Origin of the sequence: Delftia sp. WY8 (assembly GCF_018437695.1) — a bacterium.
Classification (GTDB): Bacteria; Pseudomonadota; Gammaproteobacteria; order Burkholderiales; family Burkholderiaceae_C; genus Comamonas; species Comamonas tsuruhatensis.
In genome coordinates this window covers 5,200,293-5,223,409 of the sequence record NZ_CP049795.1, presented here as the reverse complement: position 1 = coordinate 5,223,409, position 23,117 = coordinate 5,200,293, and the positions used below count along the sequence as shown (strand labels likewise).

Annotated in this window: 23 protein-coding genes; 8 read left to right on the top strand and 15 right to left on the bottom strand. The window is 66.7% G+C overall.

Translation table 11 applies throughout. The annotated features are described in order from the left end of the window. The first annotated feature begins 4 nt into the window (after positions 1 to 4). From G4D77_RS24000 to G4D77_RS23990, 3 genes are all read left to right on the top strand, one after another. On the top strand, positions 5 to 418 hold the full coding sequence (locus G4D77_RS24000) for a type IV pilin protein (RefSeq protein WP_154836330.1): 414 nt from the start codon (positions 5 to 7) through the stop codon (positions 416 to 418). Between the two features lie 86 nt (positions 419 to 504). Further along, positions 505 to 1,593 carry a bifunctional diaminohydroxyphosphoribosylaminopyrimidine deaminase/5-amino-6-(5-phosphoribosylamino)uracil reductase RibD gene (gene ribD / locus G4D77_RS23995; protein ID WP_250134231.1) on the top strand — a complete coding sequence of 363 codons (1,089 nt, stop codon included), beginning with the start codon at positions 505 to 507 and terminating at the stop codon, positions 1,591 to 1,593. A gap of 83 nt (positions 1,594 to 1,676) precedes the next feature. Further along, positions 1,677 to 3,479 (top strand): phospholipase D family protein, encoded by a 1,803-nt coding sequence (locus tag G4D77_RS23990; RefSeq protein ID WP_154833698.1) that lies wholly within the window; start codon positions 1,677 to 1,679, stop codon positions 3,477 to 3,479. Positions 3,480 to 3,492: 13 nt separating this feature from the next. Here the strand turns inward: G4D77_RS23990 and G4D77_RS23985 are convergent, their stop codons facing one another. After that, entirely contained in the window at positions 3,493 to 4,470 is a 978-nt protein-coding gene (locus G4D77_RS23985; RefSeq protein WP_016447731.1) for a tRNA dihydrouridine synthase, read from the bottom strand. A gap of 228 nt (positions 4,471 to 4,698) precedes the next feature. On the opposite strand from G4D77_RS23985, the gene G4D77_RS23980 reads away from it, so the two are divergent. Beyond that, complete coding sequence (locus G4D77_RS23980; protein ID WP_154833697.1) at positions 4,699 to 5,244, top strand: hypothetical protein; 546 nt, start codon at positions 4,699 to 4,701, stop codon at positions 5,242 to 5,244. A gap of 27 nt (positions 5,245 to 5,271) precedes the next feature. Here G4D77_RS23980 and G4D77_RS23975 read toward each other — a convergent pair whose 3' ends face one another. The 6 genes from G4D77_RS23975 to G4D77_RS23950 all read right to left on the bottom strand — a co-directional run bounded on the left by G4D77_RS23975 (position 5,272) and on the right by G4D77_RS23950 (position 13,003). Then, on the bottom strand, positions 5,272 to 6,483 hold the full coding sequence (locus G4D77_RS23975) for a N5-glutamine methyltransferase family protein (RefSeq protein WP_154833696.1): 1,212 nt from the start codon (positions 6,481 to 6,483) through the stop codon (positions 5,272 to 5,274). A gap of 50 nt (positions 6,484 to 6,533) precedes the next feature. Then, positions 6,534 to 7,055, bottom strand: a complete 522-nt coding sequence (locus G4D77_RS23970; protein ID WP_026062042.1) for a GNAT family N-acetyltransferase — start codon at positions 7,053 to 7,055, stop codon at positions 6,534 to 6,536. A gap of 256 nt (positions 7,056 to 7,311) precedes the next feature. Beyond that, the gene (locus G4D77_RS23965) at positions 7,312 to 8,748 is read right to left on the bottom strand and encodes an aldehyde dehydrogenase family protein (protein ID WP_154833695.1); all 1,437 of its coding nucleotides are present in this window, start codon (positions 8,746 to 8,748) and stop codon (positions 7,312 to 7,314) included. A gap of 210 nt (positions 8,749 to 8,958) precedes the next feature. Further along, a complete protein-coding gene (locus tag G4D77_RS23960; protein WP_016447736.1) occupies positions 8,959 to 9,318 on the bottom strand; it encodes a hypothetical protein in 360 nt (119 codons plus the stop codon). Positions 9,319 to 9,348: 30 nt separating this feature from the next. Further along, positions 9,349 to 11,961 carry an ATP-dependent chaperone ClpB gene (gene clpB, locus G4D77_RS23955; protein WP_151019235.1) on the bottom strand — a complete coding sequence of 871 codons (2,613 nt, stop codon included), beginning with the start codon at positions 11,959 to 11,961 and terminating at the stop codon, positions 9,349 to 9,351. 133 nt (positions 11,962 to 12,094) lie between these two features. After that, on the bottom strand, positions 12,095 to 13,003 hold the full coding sequence (locus tag G4D77_RS23950) for an AraC family transcriptional regulator (RefSeq protein WP_017404082.1): 909 nt from the start codon (positions 13,001 to 13,003) through the stop codon (positions 12,095 to 12,097). Between the two features lie 104 nt (positions 13,004 to 13,107). Here G4D77_RS23950 and G4D77_RS23945 point away from each other — a divergent pair, with 104 nt between their 5' ends. Further along, positions 13,108 to 13,968: a DMT family transporter gene (locus tag G4D77_RS23945; protein WP_227740932.1), complete on the top strand. Its 861-nt coding sequence runs from the start codon at positions 13,108 to 13,110 to the stop codon at positions 13,966 to 13,968. Positions 13,969 to 14,010: 42 nt separating this feature from the next. On the opposite strand, the gene moaE is transcribed toward G4D77_RS23945, so the two are convergent. After that, positions 14,011 to 14,472: a molybdopterin synthase catalytic subunit MoaE gene (gene moaE / locus G4D77_RS23940; RefSeq protein WP_017404080.1), complete on the bottom strand. Its 462-nt coding sequence runs from the start codon at positions 14,470 to 14,472 to the stop codon at positions 14,011 to 14,013. 99 nt (positions 14,473 to 14,571) lie between these two features. Between moaE and G4D77_RS23935 the strand changes: the two genes are divergently transcribed. The 3 genes from G4D77_RS23935 to dapA all read left to right on the top strand — a co-directional run bounded on the left by G4D77_RS23935 (position 14,572) and on the right by dapA (position 16,399). Further along, positions 14,572 to 14,826 (top strand): hypothetical protein, encoded by a 255-nt coding sequence (locus tag G4D77_RS23935; RefSeq protein WP_016447741.1) that lies wholly within the window; start codon positions 14,572 to 14,574, stop codon positions 14,824 to 14,826. A gap of 8 nt (positions 14,827 to 14,834) precedes the next feature. Then, a complete protein-coding gene (locus G4D77_RS23930; protein WP_043789837.1) occupies positions 14,835 to 15,179 on the top strand; it encodes a hypothetical protein in 345 nt (114 codons plus the stop codon). A gap of 284 nt (positions 15,180 to 15,463) precedes the next feature. Then, positions 15,464 to 16,399: a 4-hydroxy-tetrahydrodipicolinate synthase gene (gene dapA, locus G4D77_RS23925; protein WP_016451198.1), complete on the top strand. Its 936-nt coding sequence runs from the start codon at positions 15,464 to 15,466 to the stop codon at positions 16,397 to 16,399. Here the strand turns inward: dapA and G4D77_RS23920 are convergent. From G4D77_RS23920 to G4D77_RS23890, 7 genes are all read right to left on the bottom strand, one after another. Beyond that, on the bottom strand, positions 16,345 to 16,698 hold the full coding sequence (locus tag G4D77_RS23920) for a recombinase family protein (protein ID WP_017404077.1): 354 nt from the start codon (positions 16,696 to 16,698) through the stop codon (positions 16,345 to 16,347). The two genes, dapA and G4D77_RS23920, sit on opposite strands and share 55 nt — an antisense overlap. Positions 16,699 to 16,703: 5 nt before the next feature. Continuing rightward, positions 16,704 to 16,979: a molybdopterin converting factor subunit 1 gene (moaD, locus tag G4D77_RS23915; protein ID WP_154833692.1), complete on the bottom strand. Its 276-nt coding sequence runs from the start codon at positions 16,977 to 16,979 to the stop codon at positions 16,704 to 16,706. Continuing rightward, positions 16,976 to 18,211: a molybdopterin molybdotransferase MoeA gene (locus tag G4D77_RS23910; RefSeq protein WP_212644974.1), complete on the bottom strand. Its 1,236-nt coding sequence runs from the start codon at positions 18,209 to 18,211 to the stop codon at positions 16,976 to 16,978. Before G4D77_RS23910 ends, moaD begins: the two co-directional genes overlap by 4 nt. Positions 18,212 to 18,221: 10 nt before the next feature. Continuing rightward, a complete protein-coding gene (mobB, locus tag G4D77_RS23905; RefSeq protein ID WP_154836329.1) occupies positions 18,222 to 18,782 on the bottom strand; it encodes a molybdopterin-guanine dinucleotide biosynthesis protein B in 561 nt (186 codons plus the stop codon). Between the two features lie 46 nt (positions 18,783 to 18,828). Then, a complete protein-coding gene (thrC, locus tag G4D77_RS23900) occupies positions 18,829 to 20,256 on the bottom strand; it encodes a threonine synthase (RefSeq protein ID WP_154833690.1) in 1,428 nt (475 codons plus the stop codon). A 140-nt stretch (positions 20,257 to 20,396) separates the two neighbouring features. Then, on the bottom strand, positions 20,397 to 21,746 hold the full coding sequence (locus G4D77_RS23895) for a homoserine dehydrogenase (protein WP_016447749.1): 1,350 nt from the start codon (positions 21,744 to 21,746) through the stop codon (positions 20,397 to 20,399). 110 nt (positions 21,747 to 21,856) lie between these two features. Beyond that, positions 21,857 to 23,092, bottom strand: coding sequence for a pyridoxal phosphate-dependent aminotransferase (locus G4D77_RS23890; protein ID WP_016447750.1), 1,236 nt, complete (start codon positions 23,090 to 23,092; stop codon positions 21,857 to 21,859). Positions 23,093 to 23,117: the final 25 nt, after the last annotated feature.

Below are 23,117 nucleotides of genomic sequence, written 5' to 3'. Positions count from 1 at the left end.
AATCATGAAAACAAGATACGGTGGATTTACACTGATCGAATTGATGATTGTGGTCGCCGTGGTAGGCATACTTTCAGCCATCGCCATGCCGAGCTACAACGAGTACATCCGACGCGGGCATCGAGCAGAAGCCAGGGCGGGCCTATTGCAGGCGGCACAATGGTTGGAGCGTGCAGCCACCTCCAATGGAACCTACCCACTTACTGCCGCGTTCCCCGCTTCCTTGAAGACGGTTCCTTCCAGCCGCTACGACATTTCATTGAATTCAACAGATGGAAGTACTTTTACGCTGACAGCCACACCCAAGGGAGCCCAAGCCAACGACAAGTGCGGCAACTACACCTTGACGCAAAGCGGCCTGCGTGGAGCCAACGGAGCCACGACAGGCACCATCGTTACCGACTGCTGGGGCAAGTGAGCACCGGGTAGATGCCAATCTGCCAGGCGCTGATCGAGCCCAGGCTTGTTACCATCCCAGGCACCATGAAAAACACCGTGCCACACATGCACCAAGCGCTTGGGCTCGCCGCCCAGGCGCTTTTTCTTTCCTCCCCCAATCCGCGCGTGGGCTGCGTACTGGTGGCACCCGATGGCCGGGTCGTTGGCCAGGGGTTCACCCAGCAGGCTGGTGGCCCACATGCCGAAGTGATGGCGCTGCGCGATGCCGCAGCACAGGGCGGGGATGTGCGCGGAGCCACCGCCTATGTGACGCTGGAGCCTTGCTCGCACCAGGGCCGTACAGGTCCCTGCTGCGATGCCCTGATCGCTGCAGGCGTTGCCAAGGTGGTAGGCGCACTCACCGATCCCAATCCCCAGGTAGCTGGCCAAGGTTTTGCGCGGCTGCGTGCTGCAGGTGTACAGGTGGAGGTGGGACCAGGTGCCGCCGAATCGCGCGAACTGAACATCGGCTTCTTCAGCCGCATGCTGCGCGGCATACCGTGGGTGCGCATGAAGGCCGCCAGTTCCCTTGACGGCGCAACCGCATTGCACAACGGTGTCAGCCAATGGATCACCTCGCCCGAGGCACGTGCCGACGGCCATGCCTGGCGCGCGAGGGCCTGCACCCTGCTGACGGGCATAGGCACGGTGCTGGAAGACGATCCGCGTCTGAACGTGCGTGAAGTGCCTACCCAGCGCCAACCGCGCATCGCGGTGGTGGATAGCCGGCTGGACACGCCGCTCACCGCCCAGGTGCTGAAAACGCCCGGCGGCTGCCTTATCTACACCAGCAGTCAGGATACTTTGCGGTCCGAAGATTTGCAGGCGGCTGGCGCGACGATCATCCACATGCCCAACGCGCACGGCAAGGTGGACTTGGCCGCCATGCTGCGTGACCTGGCCGCGCGCGGTACGAACGAGCTGCATGTGGAAGCAGGCTTCAAGCTCAATGGCTCGCTGATACGCGAAGGGCTGGTCGATGAACTGCTGCTGTACCTGGCCCCCAAGCTGCTGGGCACGGGTGGCATGGGCATTGCCAGTTTCGGGCCACTGGACGCGCTGTCCGAGGCCCTTGCGCTGGAGTTGCACGATGTGCAGCGTATAGGGCCGGATCTGCGCGTTGTCGCTCGTGTTGAAGGGCGCGCCAGCTTCTGACGCGGACAGCAGCTTCCTGGACCAGCGGCTGGCGCAGCCGTCCGACACCCGATTGACCGATCCTTGGGCCAAATCTTCGAATCATGTCCGGCGCTCGCAACCTACAGCCTCTTCCATCCGTCAGCCTCTTCCGAGGCCTGCGGACCACGCTTGTCCTGCTGGTGTCCGCCGTGGTCTGCGGCTGCGCCAGCAGCTTGCCCTCTCAGGTCGATCGCCCCGTCACCGCCGCCTTGGAAGCTCCGCAAAGCACGCCATTGGGCTCTTTGGTGCAGCAATTGCGGCCAGCCAGCGTCAGGCCTCAAACCTCCGCCTTCACCCTCCTGTCCGGCGCCCAGGCCGCCTACGGCGCACGGCTGGCCCTGGTCGAGGGTGCGCAGCAGACGCTGGACCTGCAGTACTACGCCATCCATGCCGACGAGAGCACGCAGCGCCTGCTGCGCGGCGTGGTGGAGGCGGCGCGGCGTGGCGTGCGGGTGCGGGTGTTGCTGGACGACTTCCACAGCACGGGTGCGAATGCGCAGGTCATGCGGCTGGCCTTTGTGCCGGGCATAGAGATGCGCATGTTCAACCCGCTGGCGGGCGCACGCAGTTCCGTGCTGGGGCGGGCCTATACGCTGTTGACGGATTTCCAGCGGGCGCAGCAGCGCATGCACAACAAGCTCTTCATTGCCGACAACGCCATGGGCGTGATCGGGGGGCGCAATCTGGGCGATGCGTATTTCGACGCGGACAGCGCCAGCAATTTCGTGGACCTCGACGTGCTGGCTGCGGGGCCGGTGGTCGGCGATCTGTCACGCAGCTTCGACAGCTATTGGAACAACCCGCGCGCCTATCCGGTTCAGTCGCTCATCAGTCTCAAGGAGCTCAAGCAGCTGCGCGAGCGCTTTGCCGATGATGGCGATCAGGCGCAGGACGAGGACCCTACGCCTGCCGTTGCCGCCAAAGAGGCAAAGACGGCTGAGCAGGCCGCCGCACACAGCCGCATCATCTGGGACCAGCAGCCCATGGATTTGCGCAAGGCGCCATGGACCTGGGCCTCGGCCGCCGTGCTGGTGGACCAGCCGGCCAAGATCCCGCTGGACAGGGATGACAGCCCGAGCACCAGTGCGGACGCGTCTGCGCCAGCCACACCCGCCCCGAACAGCCCGCAGGCCAAGCCTGCTGGCACGCTGTCCATGGGCCAGCCAACTCCGGCCTTGCGCCAGGCGGCGCGCCCGGTACTGGAGGCCGATTCGGTAGTGGACGGCCTGCTGGCCCTGGTCCGCAAGACGCGGCGCGATCTACTGGTGGTCTCGCCCTATTTCGTGCCCGGTCCGGACATGATGGAGGCGTTTCGCGGCGCGCGGCAACGCGGGGTGCGCGTGCGCATCCTGACCAATTCACTGGCCTCCAATGACGCGCCCCTGGCCCATGCCGGCTATGCACGCCATCGCAAGGCGTTGCTGGAGATGGGCGTTGAACTCTATGAGATGCGCAGCACAGCGGCCAGTGTCCGCTCTGCGTTTGGCTCGGGCAGCAGTGGCGGTGGCGGTCCTTCAGGCGCCACGGGTGCCTCGCGCGCCATGCTGCATTCCAAGCTGCTGGTGGTGGATGGTCACCTGGTGGCAGTCGGCTCGATGAATCTGGACCTGCGCTCGCAACTGCAGAACACCGAGATCGCCCTGCTCATCGCCAGCCGCGAGTTCGGCAGGCTGGCCACGCAAAGTATTGACGAGGGCCTGCAGGACGGCAGCTGGCGCGTGGAGATCGACAAGGATGGAGGACTGGTCTGGCGGGCCTCGGAAGACAGCGACCGCGCCGACGAGCACAGCGAGCCCGATGCCAGCTGGGGCCTGCGCCTGATGCTCAAGCTCCTGGGCCCGCTGGCGCCGGACCACCTGCTGTAGGCGGGCGACAGCGCTACAACCCCGCCCACTCCTGGCGCCGAGCCAGCGCCTGGACCCAGAGGGTGATCTCGCGCTGATCGGTCTGGGTGCGCACCTCCTGATAGGCCTGCTCGGCCTCGGGAAAGCGGCGGCGCAGCAGGTTCAGCCATTGCTTGAGACGGCCTGCGCGCTGGCGCGGCTCCAGGTCCTCGCAGACCATGTCCCAGAAGCGCTGAACCTGGGGCACGAGGTCGCTCCAGCACACCTCGGCGGCCGGGGTCTGCTCACCTTCAACGGCAGCGCGAATGGCCAGCGCCAGGCCCGGGTCGGCAACGATTCCCCGCCCCAGCATCAGGTCGCTGCAACCCGATTGCTCGCGGCAGCGCAGCGCCTCCTGCACCGTCCATATCTCGCCGTTGGCCACCACGGGCACGGTCACGGATTCGCGGATGCGCGGGATCATCTCCCAGTAGGCGGGCGGGCGGTAGCCATCGAGCTTGGTGCGGGCATGAACGACGATTTCGCAGGCACCGCCGGCCTGCATGGCCTGGGCGCATTCGGTCATCAGGGCGGTGTCGTTGAAGCCCAGCCGCATCTTGGCCGACACGGGCATGGCCGCTGGCACGGCGGCACGCACGGCGCCCACCACGCGCGCAATCTGTTCCGGGTCCTGCAGCAGCGCAGCGCCGCCGCCGTGGCGGTTGACCACCTTGGCCGGGCAGCCGAAGTTCAGGTCGATGCCCTCCGGCCCCAGGCGCGCCAGATTGGCCGCGTTGGCCGCCATGCTGTCCGGGTCCGATCCCAGCAACTGGGCCCGCACGGGCACCCCCGCCAGCGTCCGGCTGCCATTGTTCAATTCCGGCATGGTGCGCAGGAATACCTTGTCGGGCAGCAGCGTCCCCGTGACGCGGATGAACTCAGAGACGCAGCGGTCCGCACCGCCCACGCGCGTGAGCACATCGCGCAGCACGAAATCAAGCAAGCCCTCCATGGGCGCCAGCAACAGTCTCATCAGCTGTGTTCCGGGGCCTGCAGCCCCGTCTTCCTGTTACAGATCAAACAATATTCCTGCGGCCCGTATTGGCCGCCTGCCCCTTCGAATCGCCCCTCATCAAGGCGGCGGCAGGCGATTGTGCCCTTGCCGCAGCAAGTTGCACCGGACCAGTTGTCATGGCTTTTTCACGCCACGGTCATTCATGTAACGTGCAATCGGGGCTTGTCGGACTCCCCTGCCCCAACCATGCTGCTGCAAAAAACCGCCAAGGCCCTTGAAGAGCTGCAGCCCGGCCGGCGCAGCCTGCCGCTGCGCGAGCGCTCGGTGCTGCTGATGGCCGATGGCCGCACCGAGGAGCAGCTGCAGCAGGTGCTGGGTGCCCAGGCCAGGGAGCTGGTACAGCAGCTGATAGACAGCGGCCATCTTCAGCGCCTGGCCGGCAATGCCATCGAAACATCGCCCCAGCCGCAGCCCCCCGCGATGGCGCCAGCCGCTGCCAGGCAACCCGCTTCACCAGGCCCTGCCGCCACGCTGAATCTGGCCGGCACACGCATGTATCTGTTCGACCTGTGCGAGCGCATGTTCGCCAACCGCCATGAGGACAAGGCCCAGGTGCTGCGCCATCTGCTGCGCGAAGCGCGCGACCTGGCGGCCCTGCAGGCCGCCGCCTTGCAGCTGCTGCAGACCGTGCAGGAGCATGCCGGCAACGAGCGCGCGGATGCGCTGCGCGAGCGGCTGCAGCATCTGCTGCCCCAGCAGGCAAACGAGTCAATGGCAGCGCAAGGCGCCTGACCGGGATGAAAGCGTGGGTGCCGGCGATCAGCGAGGCGCCAGGCGCCACAGCGAGGTGACTTCGGCAGCGCGTGCGGCGTGCAGCGGATCGACAGCGTCCGCAGCCTTCCCATGGCGCGGGCGGATGTCCTCTCGGCCCAGGACCTGCAGGCCAGCGGCCTCGATCCACTCCAGCAATTGCTCGCGCGAGCGCAGTTGCAGATGCTCGGCCAGATCCGACAGGATCAGCCAGCCTTCGCCGCCCGGCAGCAGATGCGCTGCAAGGCCTTGCACAAAGCTGCGCAGCATGCGGCTGCCTTCGTCGTAGACGGCCTGCTCCAGCAGGGAGCTGGCCTTGCCCGGCAACCACGGTGGATTGCAGACCACCAGGGCGGCCCGGCCTTCGGTGAACAGGTCTGCCTTGCGCAGGCTCACGCGCTGCGCCAATCCCAGTCGCTGCAGGTTGTCCTGCGCACAGGCCAGGGCCCGGTCGCTCAGGTCGGTGGCCACCACCTGCCGCACGCCACGGTGCAGCAAGAGAGCGGAAAGCACACCCGTGCCCGTGCCGATATCCCAGACTGCGGCATCGGCCTGCTGGGCTGCGGCCGGCAGGGGCGCCTGCGCCACCAGATCCAGGTACTCGCCGCGCACCGGGGAGAACACGCCGTAGTGCGGATGAATGCTGAACTCCGGCATGCCCGGCACAGCCAGGGCCACGCCCTTCTTGCGCCACTCATGCGCGCCCAGCGCGCCCAGCAGTTCACGCAAGGGAACGATGACGCTGCGCGCACCCTGATCGGCGGGAATGTCGCCCCAGGCCTCGCGGCAGGCCTCGCTCCAGTCCGGGGCGCGGCGCAGGGCGCAATGCCAGCTGGCATCGAGCTCGATCATCACGCTGGACAGAATGCGTGCCCGCTGCGCCAGCGCCTGGCGGTGCAGGTGGAAGGCATGGGGAAAGACAGGCTTGGCGTCTTCCTTGCCGGCCCGCCGATGGCGAGCCTTGGCGGACGTCTCACGTGCAGGCTTGTCCAGGCGGCGGCCCAGCGCCGACAGCAATTGCCTGGCATTCTGGAAATCGCCGCGCCACAGCATCGCCTGGCCTTCGCAGGCCAAGCGGTAGGCGCTGTCGGCAGACAGGCTGTCGTCGGCGATGACGATGCGGCGCGGTGCGGTCATGGTGCTGTCCGCGCGCCACAGCGCTGCCTGCGTGGCCTCGTTCTCCTGCCATTGCAGCAGGGACCAGTTCTGGGAAGAGGACAAGGCCTGCTGCTCCGTGAGTGATTTAGGGGGAAAGCGGGTCGGAGACCCGATCAGTTCAGTGCGCGCTTGAGCCGCACTTCCTCGATCTTGAGACCGCCCACCTGGGCCGTCTTGGCGGTGGACATTTCGCGCTTGAAGCCGGCGAGCTCGTGAAAGCGCAGCGCGCGTTCATTGCGCAGCGGCACCCACGACGTGACATTGGTGCAGCCTTCTTCAAGCAGGCCGTCGCGTGCGGCGTCCCACAGGGCTACGCCCACACCCTGATTCCAGTGGGTAGGTGCAGCATAGATGGCCCAGATTTCACCGGTGGTCTGGCGCGACTTCTCATCGCGCGAGCGGTCGAAGCCGACGAAGCCGACGATCTTGTCGCCATCGATGGCGACCTGAACCTGGGGCTCGCAAAATTCAATGGCTTCGCGCCAATAGGCCTGGCGTTTTTCTACCGACGACATGCTCTTGAGCTGGTCATCGGGAACCAGACCTCGGTAAGCCTCCATGGCGGAAGCAGTATGGATCTGGGCAATCGCTTTTGCATCGCGGAGAGTGGCTGGACGAACCTGGATACTAGACATGGAAAAACCGAAACGAAAACAGGTGAAAATAGAAGGGCGTGATTTTCACCGGAATCGCGCTTTTTGCGTGCATCGAGCCCCTTAGCCATGCACGCAAGTACGGCTGTGCTCGTTTTCTTGCCCTCGGCTATCGGATGTGCTATGTGCTCTTCAAAAAAGAGCAGCTAGTGCATGCAACACAAGGCTCGCCAAGGAATCAGTTGACAATTACTCACGATGCAGGCATGCCCGGCAACACGCCCGATCGAGCCCTTGCTCACAGCCAGCGGCGCATCAGTTCCATGATGCGATCGAACTTCGCACCATAGGGCGGATACAGCATGGCGGCCCCTGACCAGCGCGACTGCACGAACACCGCCTTCTGATGGCTCAGCCGCGCAAAGCCCTGCTCCGAATGATAGGCACCCCAACCGCTGTCGCCCACGCCACCGAAGGGCAGGTTCTCGTGCGCGAAGTGCAGCAGGGTGTCATTGACCGTCACCCCGCCGCTGATGGTGCGTGACAGCACCGCATCACGCACCTTCTCGTCGCGGCCGAACCAGTACAGCGCCAGCGGCCTGGGCCCGGCATTGATGGCCGAGACCACGTCGTCCAGCCTGTCGTAGCTGATCACGGGCAGGATGGGGCCGAAGATCTCCTCCTGCATGAGCTGCATCTGGCTGGTGGCATTGAAGACCAGGGCCGGTGCCATCTGGCGCTCCACGGCATCACCCCAGGCCATGTCCGCCCCCTCCTGGCTGGCGCCGCCGTCCTCCATCCATTCGACATGGGCGCCCATGCCCTGGGCCTGGCGCAGCATCTGCCGCAGGCGGGCCAAGTGGCGCTTGGTGAGGATGGCGGCATAGTCCGGGTTGCCGGCAAAGCGCGGGAACAGCCGCTGCGCGGCGGCGCGAAAGGCCTCGGCGAATTCGGCCTCCTGTCCATGCGGCAGCAGCACGTAGTCGGGGGCAATGCAGGTCTGGCCTGCGTTGACGAGCTTGCCATGTGCGATCTTGAGCGCCGCCTCCTTCAGGTCGCAGTCGGTGGAGACGATGCAGGGCGACTTGCCGCCCAGTTCCAGCGTGGTCGGCGTCAGGTGCGCTGCGGCCGCCTGGGCCACGCGCCGGCCCACGGCCGTCGATCCGGTGAACAGCAAGTGGTCGAAGTGCAGGCCCGAGAACTGCGTGGCCACGCTCACATCGCCTTCGATCACGGCGAACTCCTCGGGCGCAAAGAACTGCCCCACCAGCGCGGCCAGTTGCGCCGACGTGTGCGGCGTGAGTTCGCTGGGCTTGAGCATGACGCGGTTGCCCGCTGCCAGGGCCGTGATGGCAGGCCCCAGCGCCAGCTGCACCGGATAGTTCCACGGGGAGATCACCCCCACCACGCCCAGCGGCTGGCGCTCTATCCACCCCCGGCCCGGCATGAGTATCAGCGGCGTGCGCACCCGCTGGCGCCCCGACCAGCGCGCCAGATGGCGCAGCGTGTGCTTGAGCAGGTTGCGCAGCACGAACAGCTCCACCATCTCGGTCAACCGTGGCGAGCGCATGCCGAAGTCGGCCTGCACTGCGGCAGCCAGCACGGGGCCGTGCTCGTCCAGCAGCTTTTGCATGCGCAGCAGCCTCTCGCGGCGCACCAGCAGCGGCACGTCCACCTGCGCCCGGCTGGCCTGGTACTGAAGTTCGAAGACGCGATGAAGATCCATCTGGGTCATAGGGCTCAATGGTAAGAAGACGCGGCAGACGCTCTCATGCTGCACAGGCCGCCTGCGGGTTGGCTGGATACGGCAGCAAGCAGCCAGAACGGCTCGGAGAAAAAAAAGGGAGCCTTGCACGGGCTCCCGAGGGTTACAGACTATACGGGCCGATATGCGCGGCCTGGGCGCGAAGATGCGCAGGCCGCGTAAAGGCTGCAGCAAGACGCTTCAGGGCTCGCGCACTTCACGGGGCTGAACGTCGGTCACCTCGCCCGCTCCCGGCAGCACGCCTGCGCCTGCACCTGCGCGACGGCCACCGCCTTCAGCCGCGCCGTAGGCGCGCTGCGGGCGCTGGGCCATCCACTCGGAGCCGGAGCGGTAGACGGTCTGCCAGCCAGCCCGCGGGCTCATGCGCATGGCCCAGGGCATGACCGGCTGGCCGGTGAGCCTGGCCCACAGCGCCCGCACGGCCCAGACCAGGGCCAGCAGCGCCGCTGCGGTGAGCAGGCTGACAAAGAAGACCAGGCCCACAAGCATCAGCAGGATGCGAACGGCCCAGCGGGTCAGGGTGGCGACGAAATCGTTCAAAGCAAAGCCTTTCTTGGCTGGCCCGGTGCGTCAGGCGGAGTCTGCCGCATCGAACCGGAATACGCCCGGTTCCTGTACCGGGTCCACATGCACCGCAATCGTGCTCTTGGGCGGGAAGCGCCCTTCGAGCAGCAGTTTCGACAACGGATTCTCGATCCGCTGCTGTATCGCGCGCTTGAGCGGCCGGGCCCCGAAAACGGGATCGAAGCCCACCTTGGCCAGTTCGGCCAGTGCCTGGTCGGACACCTGCAGCGCAAGGTCCATTTTCTCCAAACGCCGCTCCAGCAGCTTGAGCTGAATCCTTGCGATCGACTCGATATTCTTCGCGTCGAGCGCGTGGAACACCACGGTCTCGTCGATGCGGTTGAGGAATTCGGGTCGGAAATGGTTCTTGAGTTCCCCCCAGACCGCGTCTTTCACATCATCGTAATCCTCGCCGACCATGGCCTGGATCAGCAAAGAGCCTATGTTGCTCGTCATCACGATGACCGTATTCTTGAAGTCCACGGTGCGGCCCTGGCCGTCGGTCAGCCGGCCGTCGTCCAGTACCTGCAGCAGCACGTTGAAGACGTCGGGATGGGCCTTCTCCACCTCGTCGAGCAGCAGCACGCTGTAGGGCTTGCGGCGAACGGCCTCGGTCAGGTAGCCGCCTTCCTCGTAGCCCACGTAGCCGGGCGGCGCGCCGATCAGGCGGGCCACGGAATGCTTTTCCATGAACTCGCTCATGTCGATGCGCACCAGATGGTCTTCGCTGTCGAACAGGAAGCCGGCCAGCGCCTTGCACAGCTCGGTCTTGCCCACGCCCGTGGGGCCCAGGAACAGGAAGGAACCGGTGGGCCGGTTGGGATCGGACAGGCCCGAGCGCGAACGGCGGATGGCGTTGGCCACGGCCGAGATGGCCTCGTCCTGGCCGACGACGCGGTCATGCAGCCGGTCTTCCATGCGCAGCAGCTTGTCCTTCTCGCCCTGCATCATCTTGGCCACGGGAATGCCCGTGGCACGGCTGACCACCTCGGCAATCTCCTCGGCGCCCACATGGGTGCGCAGCAATCTGTGGGCGGGCGCACCGCCCTGCCCCTGCTCGCTGGCCTGGGCTTCGTTGAGCTGCTTTTCCAGCGAGGGCAGCTTGCCGTACTGCAGCTCGGCCACCTTGTTGAAGTCGCCCTTGCGCTTGAGCTCGTCGATCTGGATACGGATCTGGTCGATCTCCTTGCGGATCTGCTCGGAGCCCTGGGCGCTGGCCTTCTCGCTCTTCCACACGTCTTCGAGGTCGGCGTACTCGCGCTCCAGGCTGCCGAGTTCTTCCTCGATCAGTTGCAGGCGCTTTTGCGAGGCCTCGTCCTTTTCCTTCTTCATGGCCTCGCGCTCGATCTTGAGCTGGATCATGCGGCGCTCGAGCTTGTCCATGACCTCGGGCTTGGAGTCGATCTCGATCTTGATCTTGGCCGCAGCCTCGTCGATCAGGTCGATGGCCTTGTCGGGCAGGAAGCGGTCGGTGATGTAGCGGTGGCTCAGCTCGGCCGCGGCCACGATGGCCGGGTCGGTGATGTCCACGCCGTGGTGGGCCTCGTAGCGCACCTGCAGGCCGCGCAGGATGGCGATGGTGTCCTCGACCGAGGGCTCCTCGACCAGCACCTTCTGGAAGCGCCGCTCCAGCGCCGCATCCTTTTCGATGTACTTGCGGTATTCATCGAGCGTGGTCGCACCGATGCAGTGCAGCTCGCCGCGCGCCAGGGCCGGCTTGAGCATGTTGCCCGCGTCCATGGCGCCGTCGGCCTTGCCGGCACCGACCATGGTGTGGATCTCGTCGATGAACAGGATGATGCGCCCCTCTTCCTGGGCCACTTCCTTGAGCACGGACTTCAGGCGTTCCTCGAAGTCGCCGCGGTACTTGGCGCCGGCCAGCAGGCCCGCCATGTCCAGCGACAGCACGCGCTTGTTCTTGAGGCTTTCGGGCACCTCGCCGGCCACGATGCGCTGGGCCAGGCCCTCGACAATGGCGGTCTTGCCCACGCCGGGCTCGCCGATGAGCACGGGGTTGTTCTTGCTGCGGCGCTGCAGCACCTGGATGGAGCGGCGGATTTCGTCGTCGCGACCGATCACCGGATCCAGCTTGCCGATGCGCGCGCGCTCGGTCAGGTCCATGGTGTATTTCTTGAGGGCCTCGCGCTGGCCTTCGCCTTCGGCGCTGTCCATGGTCTGGCCGCCGCGCACGGCGTTGATGGCCGACTCCAGGCTGGAGCGCGTCACGCCGCTTTCCTTGAGCAGTTGGCCCGCACGCGTGGAGGCGCCGCTGCTGTCGGTCAGCGCCAGCAGGAACAGCTCGCTGGCAATGAACTGGTCGCCGCGCTTGAGGGCTTCCTTCTCGGTCGCCTGCAGCAGCCGGCCCAGCTCGGAGCCGACCTGCACCTGGTCCTGGTGCTGCACGCGCGGCAGGTCTGCCAGGGCCTTCTCGGCCGCGGCCTGCAGTTGGCCCACGTTGGCGCCGGCGCGCTGCAAGAGCGAGCGCGGACCATCGTCCTGGCGCAGCAGCGCCACGAGCAGGTGCAGGGGTTCGATATTGGATTGGTCACCGCCCAGGGCCAGCGTTTGCGCGTCGGCCAGGGCTTCCTGGAACTTGGTTGTCAGTTTGTCGATTCGCATGGTGTTTCTTTTCGCTCCTGAAACAGGGTCATTGCGATTTATCTGATACCGGCAGGGCAAATTTCAAGCCATGCCCGGCCCGCAAGGACAGACGCTTGCGCCAGATCAAGGCCGGCGAGGCCGGCCATCCTTCTCAAGCATTGCGCTGAAAGATCGAGAACTGCGTAGGCGTAACGCCCAAATGCGCCCGGAAGCTGCGCACCAGGTGGCTGGCGCTGGAAAAGCCGCAATCCAGCGCCAGCTCGGCCAGCGGCGGCACGTTGCGCGCAGACAGGGCGCGCCGTGCCCGGGCCAGGCGCTGCTGCAGCACCCATTCGTGCACCGTGCAGCCCATGCTCTGGCGGAACATGCGCGCGAAATGGAATTCCGAGAGGCAGGCCTGTCTCGCCAGTGCCGGCAGCGACACGGCCTTGGAGTCATGCAGATGCGCCTCGATATGGGCAAGCACCCTGCGCCGCACGGCCGCAGAGAGCCCGCCCAGCGGCCGCTGCAGCGCCTGCACCTGGCGCGGCGTGGCGGACTGCAGCACCAGCCGGTCCACCAGCTGCTGGCCAATGGCATCGGCCGCCAGTTGCTGCTGCGGGTCCTGCCAGTCCAGCTGCATCAGCGCACGGGCACCGGCGTGGAAGGCCTGATCGTCCCCGTAGATCTGCGCACGCAAGGTGCGTGAGCGGGGCTCGGCATCCAGCATTCGGACCACGCGCCCCGCCCAGGCCAGGTCGGACACATACAGGTGCAGGAACTGCACGGGCGAGCGCACCAGCCAGTGCGATTCGTCCTCTGGCGTGAAGATGCAGATGCGCCCCGGCGCCCCCATGGCCTCGGGCCGCGCCTTGAGCTGCGAGCCCTCGCCGCCGGCCAGGTAGACCGACAGCGTGTGGTGGCCTGGCTGGCAGTAGCGCACCTCGTCGTCCACATTGGCCCAGACGGCCAGCTCCACCCCCTCGCTCAGGCGCACGCGCCGCTGCAGCCGGGCCTTGGAGCGTGACAGCACCTGGCACAGGTGGCTGGAGGGCAGCTCGGGCAGCGGCGTGGGCGTCATGGCAGCGATTGTGGTCCCGCAGCCATACCGACGCATGGCGCCAGGCCATCAAACCGCAGGAATCTGCCATGCCCGCCCAGCCTGCGGCGCCATCATCACCGGCCATGACTGCCACCCTCTATGCCCTGGTCGTGCTGATCTGGGGTTCGACCTGGATCGCCCTGAAGCTGCAGCTGGGCGCCGTGCCCGTGGAGCTGTCCATTGCCTACCGCTTTGCGCTGGCCGCCGTGCTGATGTTCGCCTGGCTGGCCTGGTCGCGCCAGCTGCGCGTGCCCCGCGGCCCGGCGCTGCCGCGCGTGCTGGCCCAGGGCCTGTGCCTGTTCAGCTTCAACTTCGTGTGCTTCATGCATGCCAGCGAGACGCTGGCCAGCGGCCTGGCCGCCGTGGTGTTCTCCAGCGCCAATCTCTGGAACGCGCTGCTGGCGCGCATCATCCACGGCCGCAGGCTGGCGCCCCATGTGCTGGCCGGCAGCCTCTTCGGCCTTGCAGGCCTGGTGGCGCTGTTCTGGCCCGAGCTGCGAGAAGGCCGGCATGCCAGCCTGCCCGGCCTGGGCTGGGCCGTGCTGGGCACGCTGTGCTTTTCCTGCGGGAACATGCTGTCGGCCTCGCTGCAGTCCATGGGCTGGCGGCCGGCCCAGACCAATGCCTGGGGCATGCTGGCCGGCACGCTGCTGCTGACAGGCTATGCGCTGGTGGCAGGCCTGCCCTGGCGCTTCGATGCCAGCTGGACCTATGTGGGCTCCTGGCTGTACCTGGCCATTCCGGGCTCGGTGATCGCGTTCACGGCCTACCTGACCCTGGTCGGGCGCCTGGGCCCCGAGAAGGCGGCCTATGCGACGGTGCTGTTCCCCATCGTTGCGCTCAGTATCTCGGCACTTTTCGAAGGCTATGTGTGGACGCCGCTGGCCGTGGGTGGCCTGCTGCTGGTGATGTTCGGCAACCTGCTGGTGTTCCGGCCGCCGTAATGGTTGCGGGGTGCCGCACTGCGCAGGGCCTGAAGCGTCAGCTCACTGGCGCCAGCGCGCCAGCGCCTCTTCGTCGCTGACGCGCGCATCCACCCAGCGCGCGCCCTCGGGCGTCTGTTCCTTTTTCCAGAAAGGCGCCAGCGACTTGAGGTAGTCCATGATGTATTCGCAGGCTTGGAAGGCCATGCCCCGGTGCGATGCGGTGACGGCCACGAGCACGATCTGGTCCATGGGCTGCAACGGGCCGATGCGGTGGATGACGCGCGCGCCATGGATGCCGAAGCGCTGCACGGCCTCGTCGATGATGGCCTCGATGGATTTCTCGGTCATGCCCGGGTAGTGCTCCAGCTCCATGCTGGCCACGGTGGCGCCCTCGTTGCGGTCGCGCACGGTGCCGATGAAGCTGCAGACCGCCCCCACGCGGGCGTCGCCGGAGCGCAGGGCGGCGAGTTCGGCCGATACGTCGAAATCCTCGGTCTGGATGGATACACGGGCTGCTTGCATGCCCGCATTGTCGCAGGCCGGTGACGCGCCAGAAGGCGATGAACGCGGTAGCATTGCCCTCCCCCGCCCCCAGCGCTTTTTTGCTGCGGCGGGCCACGCATGGCCACACTCACGATCACCACCCCCGAATACACGCTCTATCCCTCGCCGCGCAACGAGCAGCGCGTGGTCTACGAGCACCAGCTGTTCGTGCCCCATCCCTACACCATCATCCACCTGCCCGACTACGGCTTTCGCGGCAAGGCCACGCTGTTTGCAGCCCACCGGCTGGGCGACGGCAAGATGGGCCAGCTGGTGAGCTGCGAGCTGGCCGAAGACATCGCACGCTTCGAACGCCTGTTCGAACCCGATTGAGGCGCGCCATGGACGAGACCAGCCAGATACAGCCGCCGCCGAGCTTTGCCGCCCTGTATGCCGACCGGCACGGCCGGCTCAAGGCATCCATTGCAGACGTGGTCGGACGTTATGAACTGTGCGAGGACCTGGCCAGCCACCTGGTCGAGCAGGCACAGACGCTTTACCACTCGGGCAATTCTTCGGAGCAAGGCGTGCTGCTGGGCATGCACGCCGGCCTGGCTGCCGAAGGCTCCATCGTCAGCCCCGGCGAGGCACGCTGGATCGTGCAGCGCCTGGCCGAGCTGCTGGAGTGGCAGGCACCGCTGCTGCCCGATGCATCACCCCCTACCGGCGCCGAAGGCGCAGCCTGAAGGCCACCACCGAGGCGCTCAGGCGCGCTACACTGCGCGCCATGCCTGCCATCTTTGCCTTCCCCACATGCCACGGCGATGCCGTGTGCCTGTGCCTGGGCAAAGCCTGCAAACCCCAGCTCGTCTGACCGGAGCTGAGGTTCCGTCCAGATGAGCGACGGAACCGGCCCGGCAGCCTCCATCTCCCCTTCCCGCATCCCTTCAGGCGCCTGCCTTTCCGCCCTCGGTCTGGCCGGTGGCTGCGTCCGGTCGTTCATTGTTTGAATCACCCGAAGGGATCTTCCATGTCTTTGCCTTCCACCACCTCGCCACAAGCCCGATTCCAGGGGCTGTGGCTTCCGCTGGTCACGCCCTTTCTTCCTGGAGATGAGGCGGCGGTGGACCACGGGGCGCTGCGCGCCCTGGTGCAGCACTACAACGCCAGCGGCATCGCCGGCTACGTGGCCTGCGGCTCGACCGCCGAGGCCGCCGCGCTGAGCGAAGCGGAGCACGATGCCGCCCTGTCCACCATCCTCTCAGCGGCCCAGGGCATGCCCGTGGTCATGGGCGTTTCGGACTGCCACCTGGGGCATGCGCTGGCCCGCGTTCAGGCACTGAACGCCCTGCCGCTGGCCGGCATTCTGGTGCCCGCGCCGCATTACATACGCCCGTCGCAGGCAGGTCTGCTGCAGTGGTTCACGGCGATTGCCGAGCGCAGCGCCCATCCGGTCATCGTCTACGACATTCCCTACCGCACCGGCGTGGTGCTGGAGCTGGCCACGCTGCGTGCGCTGGCCGCACATGAGCGCATCGTGGCCATCAAGGATTGCGGGGGCGATGCCGCCAAGACCCAGGCACTGATCGCCGATGGGCAACTGCAGGTGCTGGCCGGCGAAGACGCGCAGATCTTTTCCACGCTGGCCCTGGGCGGCGCGGGAGCGATTGCTGCCAGCGCGCACGCGCATACAGGGCACTTCGTCGAGCTGATGCAATGCCTGGAGCGCGGCGACCTGCCCGCTGCCCGTGCGCTGTGGCAGCCGCTGCAGCCGCACATCGCCGCCTGCTTTGCCGAGCCCAACCCCGCCCCCATCAAGGCCTTGCTGGCGCAGCAGGGCCGAATGCGGGCAACGCTGCGGGCGCCCATGCAGCCGGCATCGGCCGCGCTGGCGCAGCGGCTGGCCGGGATTCAGCTGCCGCTGCTGCCGTCCGCAGACAGTGTTGCCGAACGCAGGTCGGCATAGCGGTTCAGGATGCGCTGCACCTGACCGTGCGTCCACTCGCCGCCCCGGGCCGCGGCAATGCCGCGGGCATTGAGTTCGGCGGCCATGGCGCGGTGCGTCAGGCCGCGCGCCTGCAGTTCGGCGAACAGCGCCTCATGCTGCTGGGCAAAGGCATCGGCCGTGGATTTGCGCTTTTCCACGGTGGCGCGCAGGTTGTCTGCGCCTGCGCGGCCCAGTTGCACGCCGCGCGCCTTGGCTTCGGACAAGGCCTTGCGCGTGCGCGCGCTGATGGCCTGGTCCACGGGCTTGTCGGTGGTCATTTGGGTCAACCTCCGGTCACGGGAGGGAAGAAAGCCACCTCGTCCCCCTGGCGAATGGCGGCACCGGCATCGCACAGGACCTGGTTCAGCGCCATGCGCACGGCCTTGCCAGGGGCCAGCGCTTCGGCGGCTGCACCGCCACGCGCAATCAGTTCCTCACGCAGCGCGCCCACGGTGGCGGCCTCGGTGGACAGGGTTTCGCTGCCCGTGCCCAGGGCTTCGCGGATGGAGGCGAAATAGCGCACGGTGATGGTGATGGCGGTGGGGACGGCCTGGCTCATGACAGCAGCTCCGAAAAGGCGATGAAGCGCACCCGGTCGCCCGGCGCTATGGCCTGGCCTGGCGGGTTGTCCACCACGCCATCTCCCCAGGCTGCCGAGGTCAGCACGCCCGAACTCTGGTTGCGGAACAGCTCCAGGCCACCGCCCTCGTTGTAGCGCACGCGCAGGAATTCGCGGCGCTTGTCCCCGCGAGGCCAATGGAAGTCGGCGCGCACCTCGACCGAGCGCGGCAGCGCCTGCTGCACGCCCTGCAGGCGCAGCACGAAGGGGCGCACCAGCAAAAGGAAGGTGACGAAGCTGGAGACCGGGTTGCCGGGCAGGCCGATGAAGTGGGCAAAGCCTTCGCCCTCGCGGTTCACGCGGCCATAGGCGAAGGGCTTGCCGGGCTTGACGGCGATCTGCCAGAGGTCGAGCTGGCCCAGCGCCTGCACGGCGGGCTTGACATGGTCTTCCTCGCCGACCGACACCCCGCCGCTGGTCAGGATCAGGTCATGCGCGCGGGCCGCCTCGCGCAAAGCATCCACAGTGGCCTCGCGCCGGTCGGGGACGATGCCGAAGTCGGTGACCTCGCAGCCCATGCGCTGCAGCAGGGCGCGAAGGAAGAATCGGTTGCTGTTGTAGATGCTGCCGGGCGGCATCTGCTCGGGCGCGACCGTGCCCGGCATGACCAGCTCGTCGCCCGTGGAGAACAGGGCCACGCGCGGCTTGCGTGCCACGCGCAAAGAGGCCAGGCCGATGCTGGCGGCCAGGCCCAGCTCGGCCGGCGACAGGCGCGTGCCGGCCGCGATGACGGTGGCGCCGCGCCGGATGTCCTCGCCCGAGCGGCGTATCCATTGCCCGGCCTCGGGCCGCGCCTTGATGCGCACGCGACCGTCTTCCAGAACTTCGCAGTCTTCCTGCATGACGATGGCATCGGCACCTTCGGGCACCGGAGCCCCCGTGAAGATGCGCGCCACCGTGCCCACGGCCAGCGGCTGGCCCACGGCGCCTGCGGGGATGCGCTGCGAGACGGGCAGCTCGGCATTGCCCTGCGTGCATTCGGCGCTGCGCACGGCGTAGCCGTCCATGGCGCTGTTGTCCTGGGGCGGCACCTGCAGCGGCGAGACGGCGTCGGCCCGCAGCACGCGGCCATCGGCGTCAAAGCAGTCCACGGTGTCATCGCCAGCCAGCGGCAGTGCCTGGGCCAGCAGTTCGGCCAGCGCTTCATCGAGGGGCTTGAGCGGGGCTCGCATGGTTTTTCTCCTAGTCTTGGCCGCTGTCAGGTGCACGGTAGCGCAGGCGCTCCCCCTGATCCAGCAGCCATTGCAGTATCTGCGCTGGCGCGTTGAGGTCCAGCACGGGCTGGCGCGGCGGCTCGGGCAGGCGGGCCGGCGCATCGGTTGCCACGGCCAGCACATGGGGATCGTGCGGGAACAAAGGCGCCTGGGTCTTGCCGGCGCTGGTGCGCTCGGGCTGCTCGCGCCAGATTTCTATCTTGAGCAGATCGGCGTGCTTGAAACCCTCTACCAGCACCCAGTCCACGAGGGGGTCCAGCTCGGCCAGCATGTCGTGCACCGACAGCTCCGTGGGCCGGGGGAATTCGCGCATCAGCGCCAGACGGCGATCGGAAGCCAGCACCACCTCATAGGCACCCGCCTTGCGGTGGCGCCAGCTGTCCTTGCCCTCGTGATCGACATCGAAATGGTGGTGGGCATGCTTGACCACCGAAACGCTGAGCCCCTGCGCACGCATCAGCGTGATCAGGAGCTCCACCAGGCTGGTCTTGCCCGAGCCGGAGTAGCCGGCAAAGCCGATGACCTTCATCGCCATGCACTCCAGCTGCGGACCTGCGGACAGCCCGGCCGTGGCATCAGTCGCAATGCCGGGCGATGTAGGCCTTGACCTGCTCGGCGTCGGCCGGCAAGTCGGTCACGCGCTTGGGCAGGTCCTCGATGCCTTCGAACTTGGCCGGGCGATCGGGCAGGCGGCCCAGGGCCTCCTCGATGGTGGCGGCGAACTTGATGGGCAGTGCCGTCTCCAGCACGATCATGGGCACGCCGGCCTGCAGCTGCTCGCGCGCCACCTTGACGCCGTCGGCCGTGTGCGTGTCGATCATGGTGCCGAAGCGCTCGAAGGTATCCCGGATGGTGGCCAGGCGGTCGGCATGCGTGCTCTTGCCGCTGACGAAGCCGTAGCGGGCAGCAGCTTCCTGGAACAGCGGGTTGCCGCCCAGGTCGAAGCGGCCCTGGCGTGCCACGCCCTCGGCGAACAATTCGCGCGTGGCCTGTCCATCGCGACCCAGCAGGTCGAACACGAAGCGCTCGAAGTTGCTGGCCTTGGAGATGTCCATCGAGGGGCTCGATGTCTCGTAGGTGTGCTCGCTGCCGCGCACCACGTAGGCGCCCGTGCGGAAGAACTCGTCGAGCACGTCGTTCTCGTTGGTCGCCACCACCAGGCGTTCGATCGGCAGGCCCATCTGGCGCGCCACATGGCCGGCGCAGATGTTGCCGAAGTTGCCGCTGGGCACCGTGAAGCTGACCTTCTGGTCATTGCTCTGCGTGGCCTGCAGGTAGCCGGCGAAGTAGTAGACGACCTGGGCCAGCAGGCGGGCCCAGTTGATCGAGTTGACCGTGCCGATCTTGTACTTCGCCTTGAAGGCGTGGTCGTTGGAGACGGCCTTGACGATGTCCTGGCAGTCGTCGAACACGCCTTCGATGGCGATGTTGTGGATGTTGGCATCCTGCAGGCTGAACATCTGGGCCTGCTGGAAGGGGCTCATGCGGCCGCGCGGGCTGGTCATGAACACGCGCACGCCCTTTTTGCCGCGCATGGCGTACTCGGCGGCGCTGCCGGTGTCGCCGCTGGTGGCGCCCAGGATGTTCAGCTCCTCGCCACGGCGGCCCAGTTCGTACTCGAACAGGTTGCCCAGCAGCTGCATGGCCATGTCCTTGAAGGCCAGCGTGGGGCCGTTGGACAGGGCTTCGAGCCACAGGCCGTCTTCCAGCGGGCGCAGCGGCGTGATCTCGGCCGTGCCGAACACCTGCTGCGTATAGGTCTTGGCGCACAGGGCGCGCAGATCCTCGGCCGGGATGTCGTCGATGTACAGGCTCAGGATCTCGAAGGCCAGGGCCGCGTAGCCCTGCTCCTTGTAGATGCCGCGCAGCTCGCCCAGGCGGGCGGCATCGATCTGCGGATAGCGCTCGGGCAGGTACAGCCCGCCATCGGGCGCCAGGCCCTCGAGCAGGATGTCGCAAAAGCGCTTGCGGTCCGCGTGGCCGCGCGTGGAAAGATAAAGCATGTCGCTTCCTCGTCAGTATTCTGTGAGACGGGGCGCGGCCGATGCCAGGGATGCCGAGCAAGGGCCGCCCCGCAGCGAGGGCGTCGTCCCCCTCCCGCGTGCGAGAGAGGGGGAAGCGGCGCAGCCGCTCAGGGGGTGTCTTAGTTCAACTCTTCCTTGCGGATGCGGTTGATAGGGGCCAGCACCGTGGGCAACTGCTGGATCTGCGCCAGGGCAGCATCCATGTCGCCTTCGCGCGTGGCGTGGGTCAGGATGATCAGGTCGGTCTGCGGCACGCCCTGGCTGCCTTCGCTGTCGCCGCTCACCTCGCCAGCCTCGCGCTGCAGCAGGGCATCGATGCTGATGCCGGCACCGGCGAGGATGCTGGTGATCTTGGCCAGCACACCGGCTTCGTCGGCCACGCGGATGCGCAGGTAGTAGCTGGTGACCACCTCGCTCATGGGCAGCACGGGCAGCTCGCCACCTGCGGCGACCAGCGTGTTCGACTGGAAGGCCAGCGGGGGCACGCGGTGCTCGGGGTCGGCCGTGTGCAGGCGGGCAATGTCCACCAGGTCGGCAATCACGGCGCTGGCCGTGGGCTCGGAGCCCGCGCCCTTGCCGTAGTACAGCGTCGTGCCCACGGCGTCGCCATGGACGACGACGGCGTTCATCGCGCCTTCCACGTTGGCGATCAGGCGCTTGGTCGGCACCAGGCTGGGGTGCACGCGCAGCTCGATGCCCTTGTCCGTGCGCTTGGTGATGCCCAGCAGCTTGATGCGGTAGCCCAGTTGCTCGGCGTACTTGATGTCGGCCGCAGACAGCTTGGTGATGCCTTCCACATGCGCCTTGTCGAACTGCACGGGAATGCCGAAGGCGATGGCGCTCATCAGCGTGACCTTGTGGGCGGCGTCCACGCCTTCGATGTCGAAGGTCGGATCGGCTTCGGCATAGCCCAGGCGCTGGGCCTCCTTGAGCACCACGTCGAAGTCCAGGCCCTTGTCGCGCATCTCGGACAGGATGAAGTTGGTCGTGCCGTTGATGATGCCGGCCACCCACTGGATCTGGTTGGCCGTCAGGCCTTCGCGCAGCGCCTTGATGATGGGGATGCCACCGGCCACCGCCGCTTCGTAGGCCACCATCACGCCCTTCTCGGCGGCGGCCTTGAAGATTTCGCTGCCATGCACGGCCAGCAGGGCCTTGTTGGCCGTGACCACATGCTTGCCGGCGGCAATGGCCTCCAGCACCAGGGCCTTGGCAATGCCGTAGCCGCCGATCAGCTCGATCACCACGTCGATCTCGGGGTTGGCGATGATCTCGCGCGCATCGCCGACCACCTTGGCCGTGTCGCCCACGACGGAGCGTGCGCGTTCCGTATCCAGGTCGGCCACCATGGCAATCTCAATACCGCGGCCCGCGCGGCGGCGGATCTCTTCCTGGTTGCGCTGCAGCACGTTGAAGGTGCCGCTGCCCACGGTGCCAATGCCCAGAAGGCCTACTTGGATCGGTTTCATAAACTACTTGCCAGTCAAAAAATGCTGCGGCGCCCAGAGGGTGCGCGCCGGCAGCCGGTAAAAAGCGATGGTCGGCGCAAGGCCCTCTCCCCCGCCGGCCCCCGCACAGCTCAGCCGCGGTCCGTGCCGTGGCGCTTGCGGTATTTCTCGAGGAACACGGCCAGGCGGCGGATGGCCTCGCGCAGGTCGGTGTCGTGCGGCAGGAAGACGATGCGGAAATGGTCGGGGTGCGGCCAGTTGAAGCCTGTTCCCTGCACCAGCATGACCTTGGTCTCCTGCAGCACTTCCAGGAAGAACGCCTGGTCATCCTTGATCGGGTAGATCTCGGGGTCCAGGCGCGGGAACATATACAGCGCGGCCTGCGGCTTGACGCAGCTCACGCCGGGGATTTCGGTGATCAGTTGGTAGGCCAGGTCGCGCTGCACGCGCAGCCGGCCGCCTTCCTGCACCAGCTCGTCGATGCTCTGATGCCCGCCCAGCGCCGTCTGCACGGCCCATTGGCCGGGCACATTGGCGCACAGGCGCATGTTGGAGAGCATGTTCAGGCCCTCGATATAGTCCTTGGCCGCCTTCTTGTCGCCCGAGACCACCATCCAGCCGGCGCGGTAGCCGCAGCTGCGATAGGCCTTGGACAGCGAGTTGAAGGTCAGCGTCAGCACATCGGTGGACAGGCTGGCCAGCGGCGTATGCACGACGTCGTCGTAGAGCACCTTGTCATAGACCTCGTCGGCGAAGATCACCAGGCCATGCTCGCGGGCCAGCGCCACGATGCTTTGCAGCAGCTGCTTGCTGTACAGGGCACCTGTCGGATTGTTGGGGTTGATGACGACGATGCCCTTGGTGCGCGGCGTGATCTTGGCGCGGATGTCGTCCAGGTCGGGCATCCAGCCGTTGGACTCGTCGCACATATAGTGCACGGGCGTGCCGCCGGACAGGCTGGTCACGGCGGTCCACAGCGGATAGTCGGGCGCCGGCAGCAGCATCTCGTCGCCGTCGTCCAGCAGCGCGTTCGTGGCCAGGCTGATCAGCTCGGATGCGCCATTGCCCAGGTAGATATCGTCCAGCGTCACGCCCAGGATGCCCTGGCGCTGGGTCTCATGCATCACGGCCTTGCGCGCCGCGAAGATGCCCTTGCTGTCCGAGTAGCCTGCCGAATTGGGCAGGTTGCGGATCATGTCCTGCTGCACTTCCTCAGGAGCGTCGAAGCCGAACACGGCCAGATTGCCGATATTGAGCTTGATGATCTTCTGGCCGTCCTCTTCCATCTTCTTGGCCGCGTCCATGATGGGCCCGCGGATGTCATAACAGACGTTGGCTAGTTTTGCGGATTTGAGAACGGTTTTCATGCTGAGAATATGAAAATGGCCGGCG

What these genes read in the sequence shown, in the direction of transcription:
- G4D77_RS24000 (WP_154836330.1), top strand. Translation starts at nt 5, where the DNA reads ATGAAAACAAGATACGGTGGATTTACACTGATCGAATTGATGATTGTG.
- G4D77_RS23890 (WP_016447750.1), bottom strand. Translation starts at nt 23,092, where the DNA reads ATGAAAACCGTTCTCAAATCCGCAAAACTAGCCAACGTCTGTTATGAC.
- G4D77_RS23985 (WP_016447731.1), bottom strand. Translation starts at nt 4,470, where the DNA reads ATGAGACTGTTGCTGGCGCCCATGGAGGGCTTGCTTGATTTCGTGCTG.
- moaE (WP_017404080.1), bottom strand. Translation starts at nt 14,472, where the DNA reads ATGCAAGCAGCCCGTGTATCCATCCAGACCGAGGATTTCGACGTATCG.
- G4D77_RS23970 (WP_026062042.1), bottom strand. Translation starts at nt 7,055, where the DNA reads ATGTCTAGTATCCAGGTTCGTCCAGCCACTCTCCGCGATGCAAAAGCG.
- G4D77_RS23935 (WP_016447741.1), top strand. Translation starts at nt 14,572, where the DNA reads ATGGCCACACTCACGATCACCACCCCCGAATACACGCTCTATCCCTCG.
- thrC (WP_154833690.1), bottom strand. Translation starts at nt 20,256, where the DNA reads ATGCTTTATCTTTCCACGCGCGGCCACGCGGACCGCAAGCGCTTTTGC.
- G4D77_RS23910 (WP_212644974.1), bottom strand. Translation starts at nt 18,211, where the DNA reads ATGCGAGCCCCGCTCAAGCCCCTCGATGAAGCGCTGGCCGAACTGCTG.
- dapA (WP_016451198.1), top strand. Translation starts at nt 15,464, where the DNA reads ATGTCTTTGCCTTCCACCACCTCGCCACAAGCCCGATTCCAGGGGCTG.
- clpB (WP_151019235.1), bottom strand. Translation starts at nt 11,961, where the DNA reads ATGCGAATCGACAAACTGACAACCAAGTTCCAGGAAGCCCTGGCCGAC.
- G4D77_RS23945 (WP_227740932.1), top strand. Translation starts at nt 13,108, where the DNA reads ATGACTGCCACCCTCTATGCCCTGGTCGTGCTGATCTGGGGTTCGACC.
- moaD (WP_154833692.1), bottom strand. Translation starts at nt 16,979, where the DNA reads ATGAGCCAGGCCGTCCCCACCGCCATCACCATCACCGTGCGCTATTTC.
- G4D77_RS23930 (WP_043789837.1), top strand. Translation starts at nt 14,835, where the DNA reads ATGGACGAGACCAGCCAGATACAGCCGCCGCCGAGCTTTGCCGCCCTG.
- ribD (WP_250134231.1), top strand. Translation starts at nt 505, where the DNA reads ATGCACCAAGCGCTTGGGCTCGCCGCCCAGGCGCTTTTTCTTTCCTCC.
- G4D77_RS23895 (WP_016447749.1), bottom strand. Translation starts at nt 21,746, where the DNA reads ATGAAACCGATCCAAGTAGGCCTTCTGGGCATTGGCACCGTGGGCAGC.
- G4D77_RS23965 (WP_154833695.1), bottom strand. Translation starts at nt 8,748, where the DNA reads ATGACCCAGATGGATCTTCATCGCGTCTTCGAACTTCAGTACCAGGCC.
- G4D77_RS23990 (WP_154833698.1), top strand. Translation starts at nt 1,677, where the DNA reads ATGTCCGGCGCTCGCAACCTACAGCCTCTTCCATCCGTCAGCCTCTTC.
- mobB (WP_154836329.1), bottom strand. Translation starts at nt 18,782, where the DNA reads ATGAAGGTCATCGGCTTTGCCGGCTACTCCGGCTCGGGCAAGACCAGC.
- G4D77_RS23980 (WP_154833697.1), top strand. Translation starts at nt 4,699, where the DNA reads ATGCTGCTGCAAAAAACCGCCAAGGCCCTTGAAGAGCTGCAGCCCGGC.
- G4D77_RS23950 (WP_017404082.1), bottom strand. Translation starts at nt 13,003, where the DNA reads ATGACGCCCACGCCGCTGCCCGAGCTGCCCTCCAGCCACCTGTGCCAG.
- G4D77_RS23920 (WP_017404077.1), bottom strand. Translation starts at nt 16,698, where the DNA reads ATGACCACCGACAAGCCCGTGGACCAGGCCATCAGCGCGCGCACGCGC.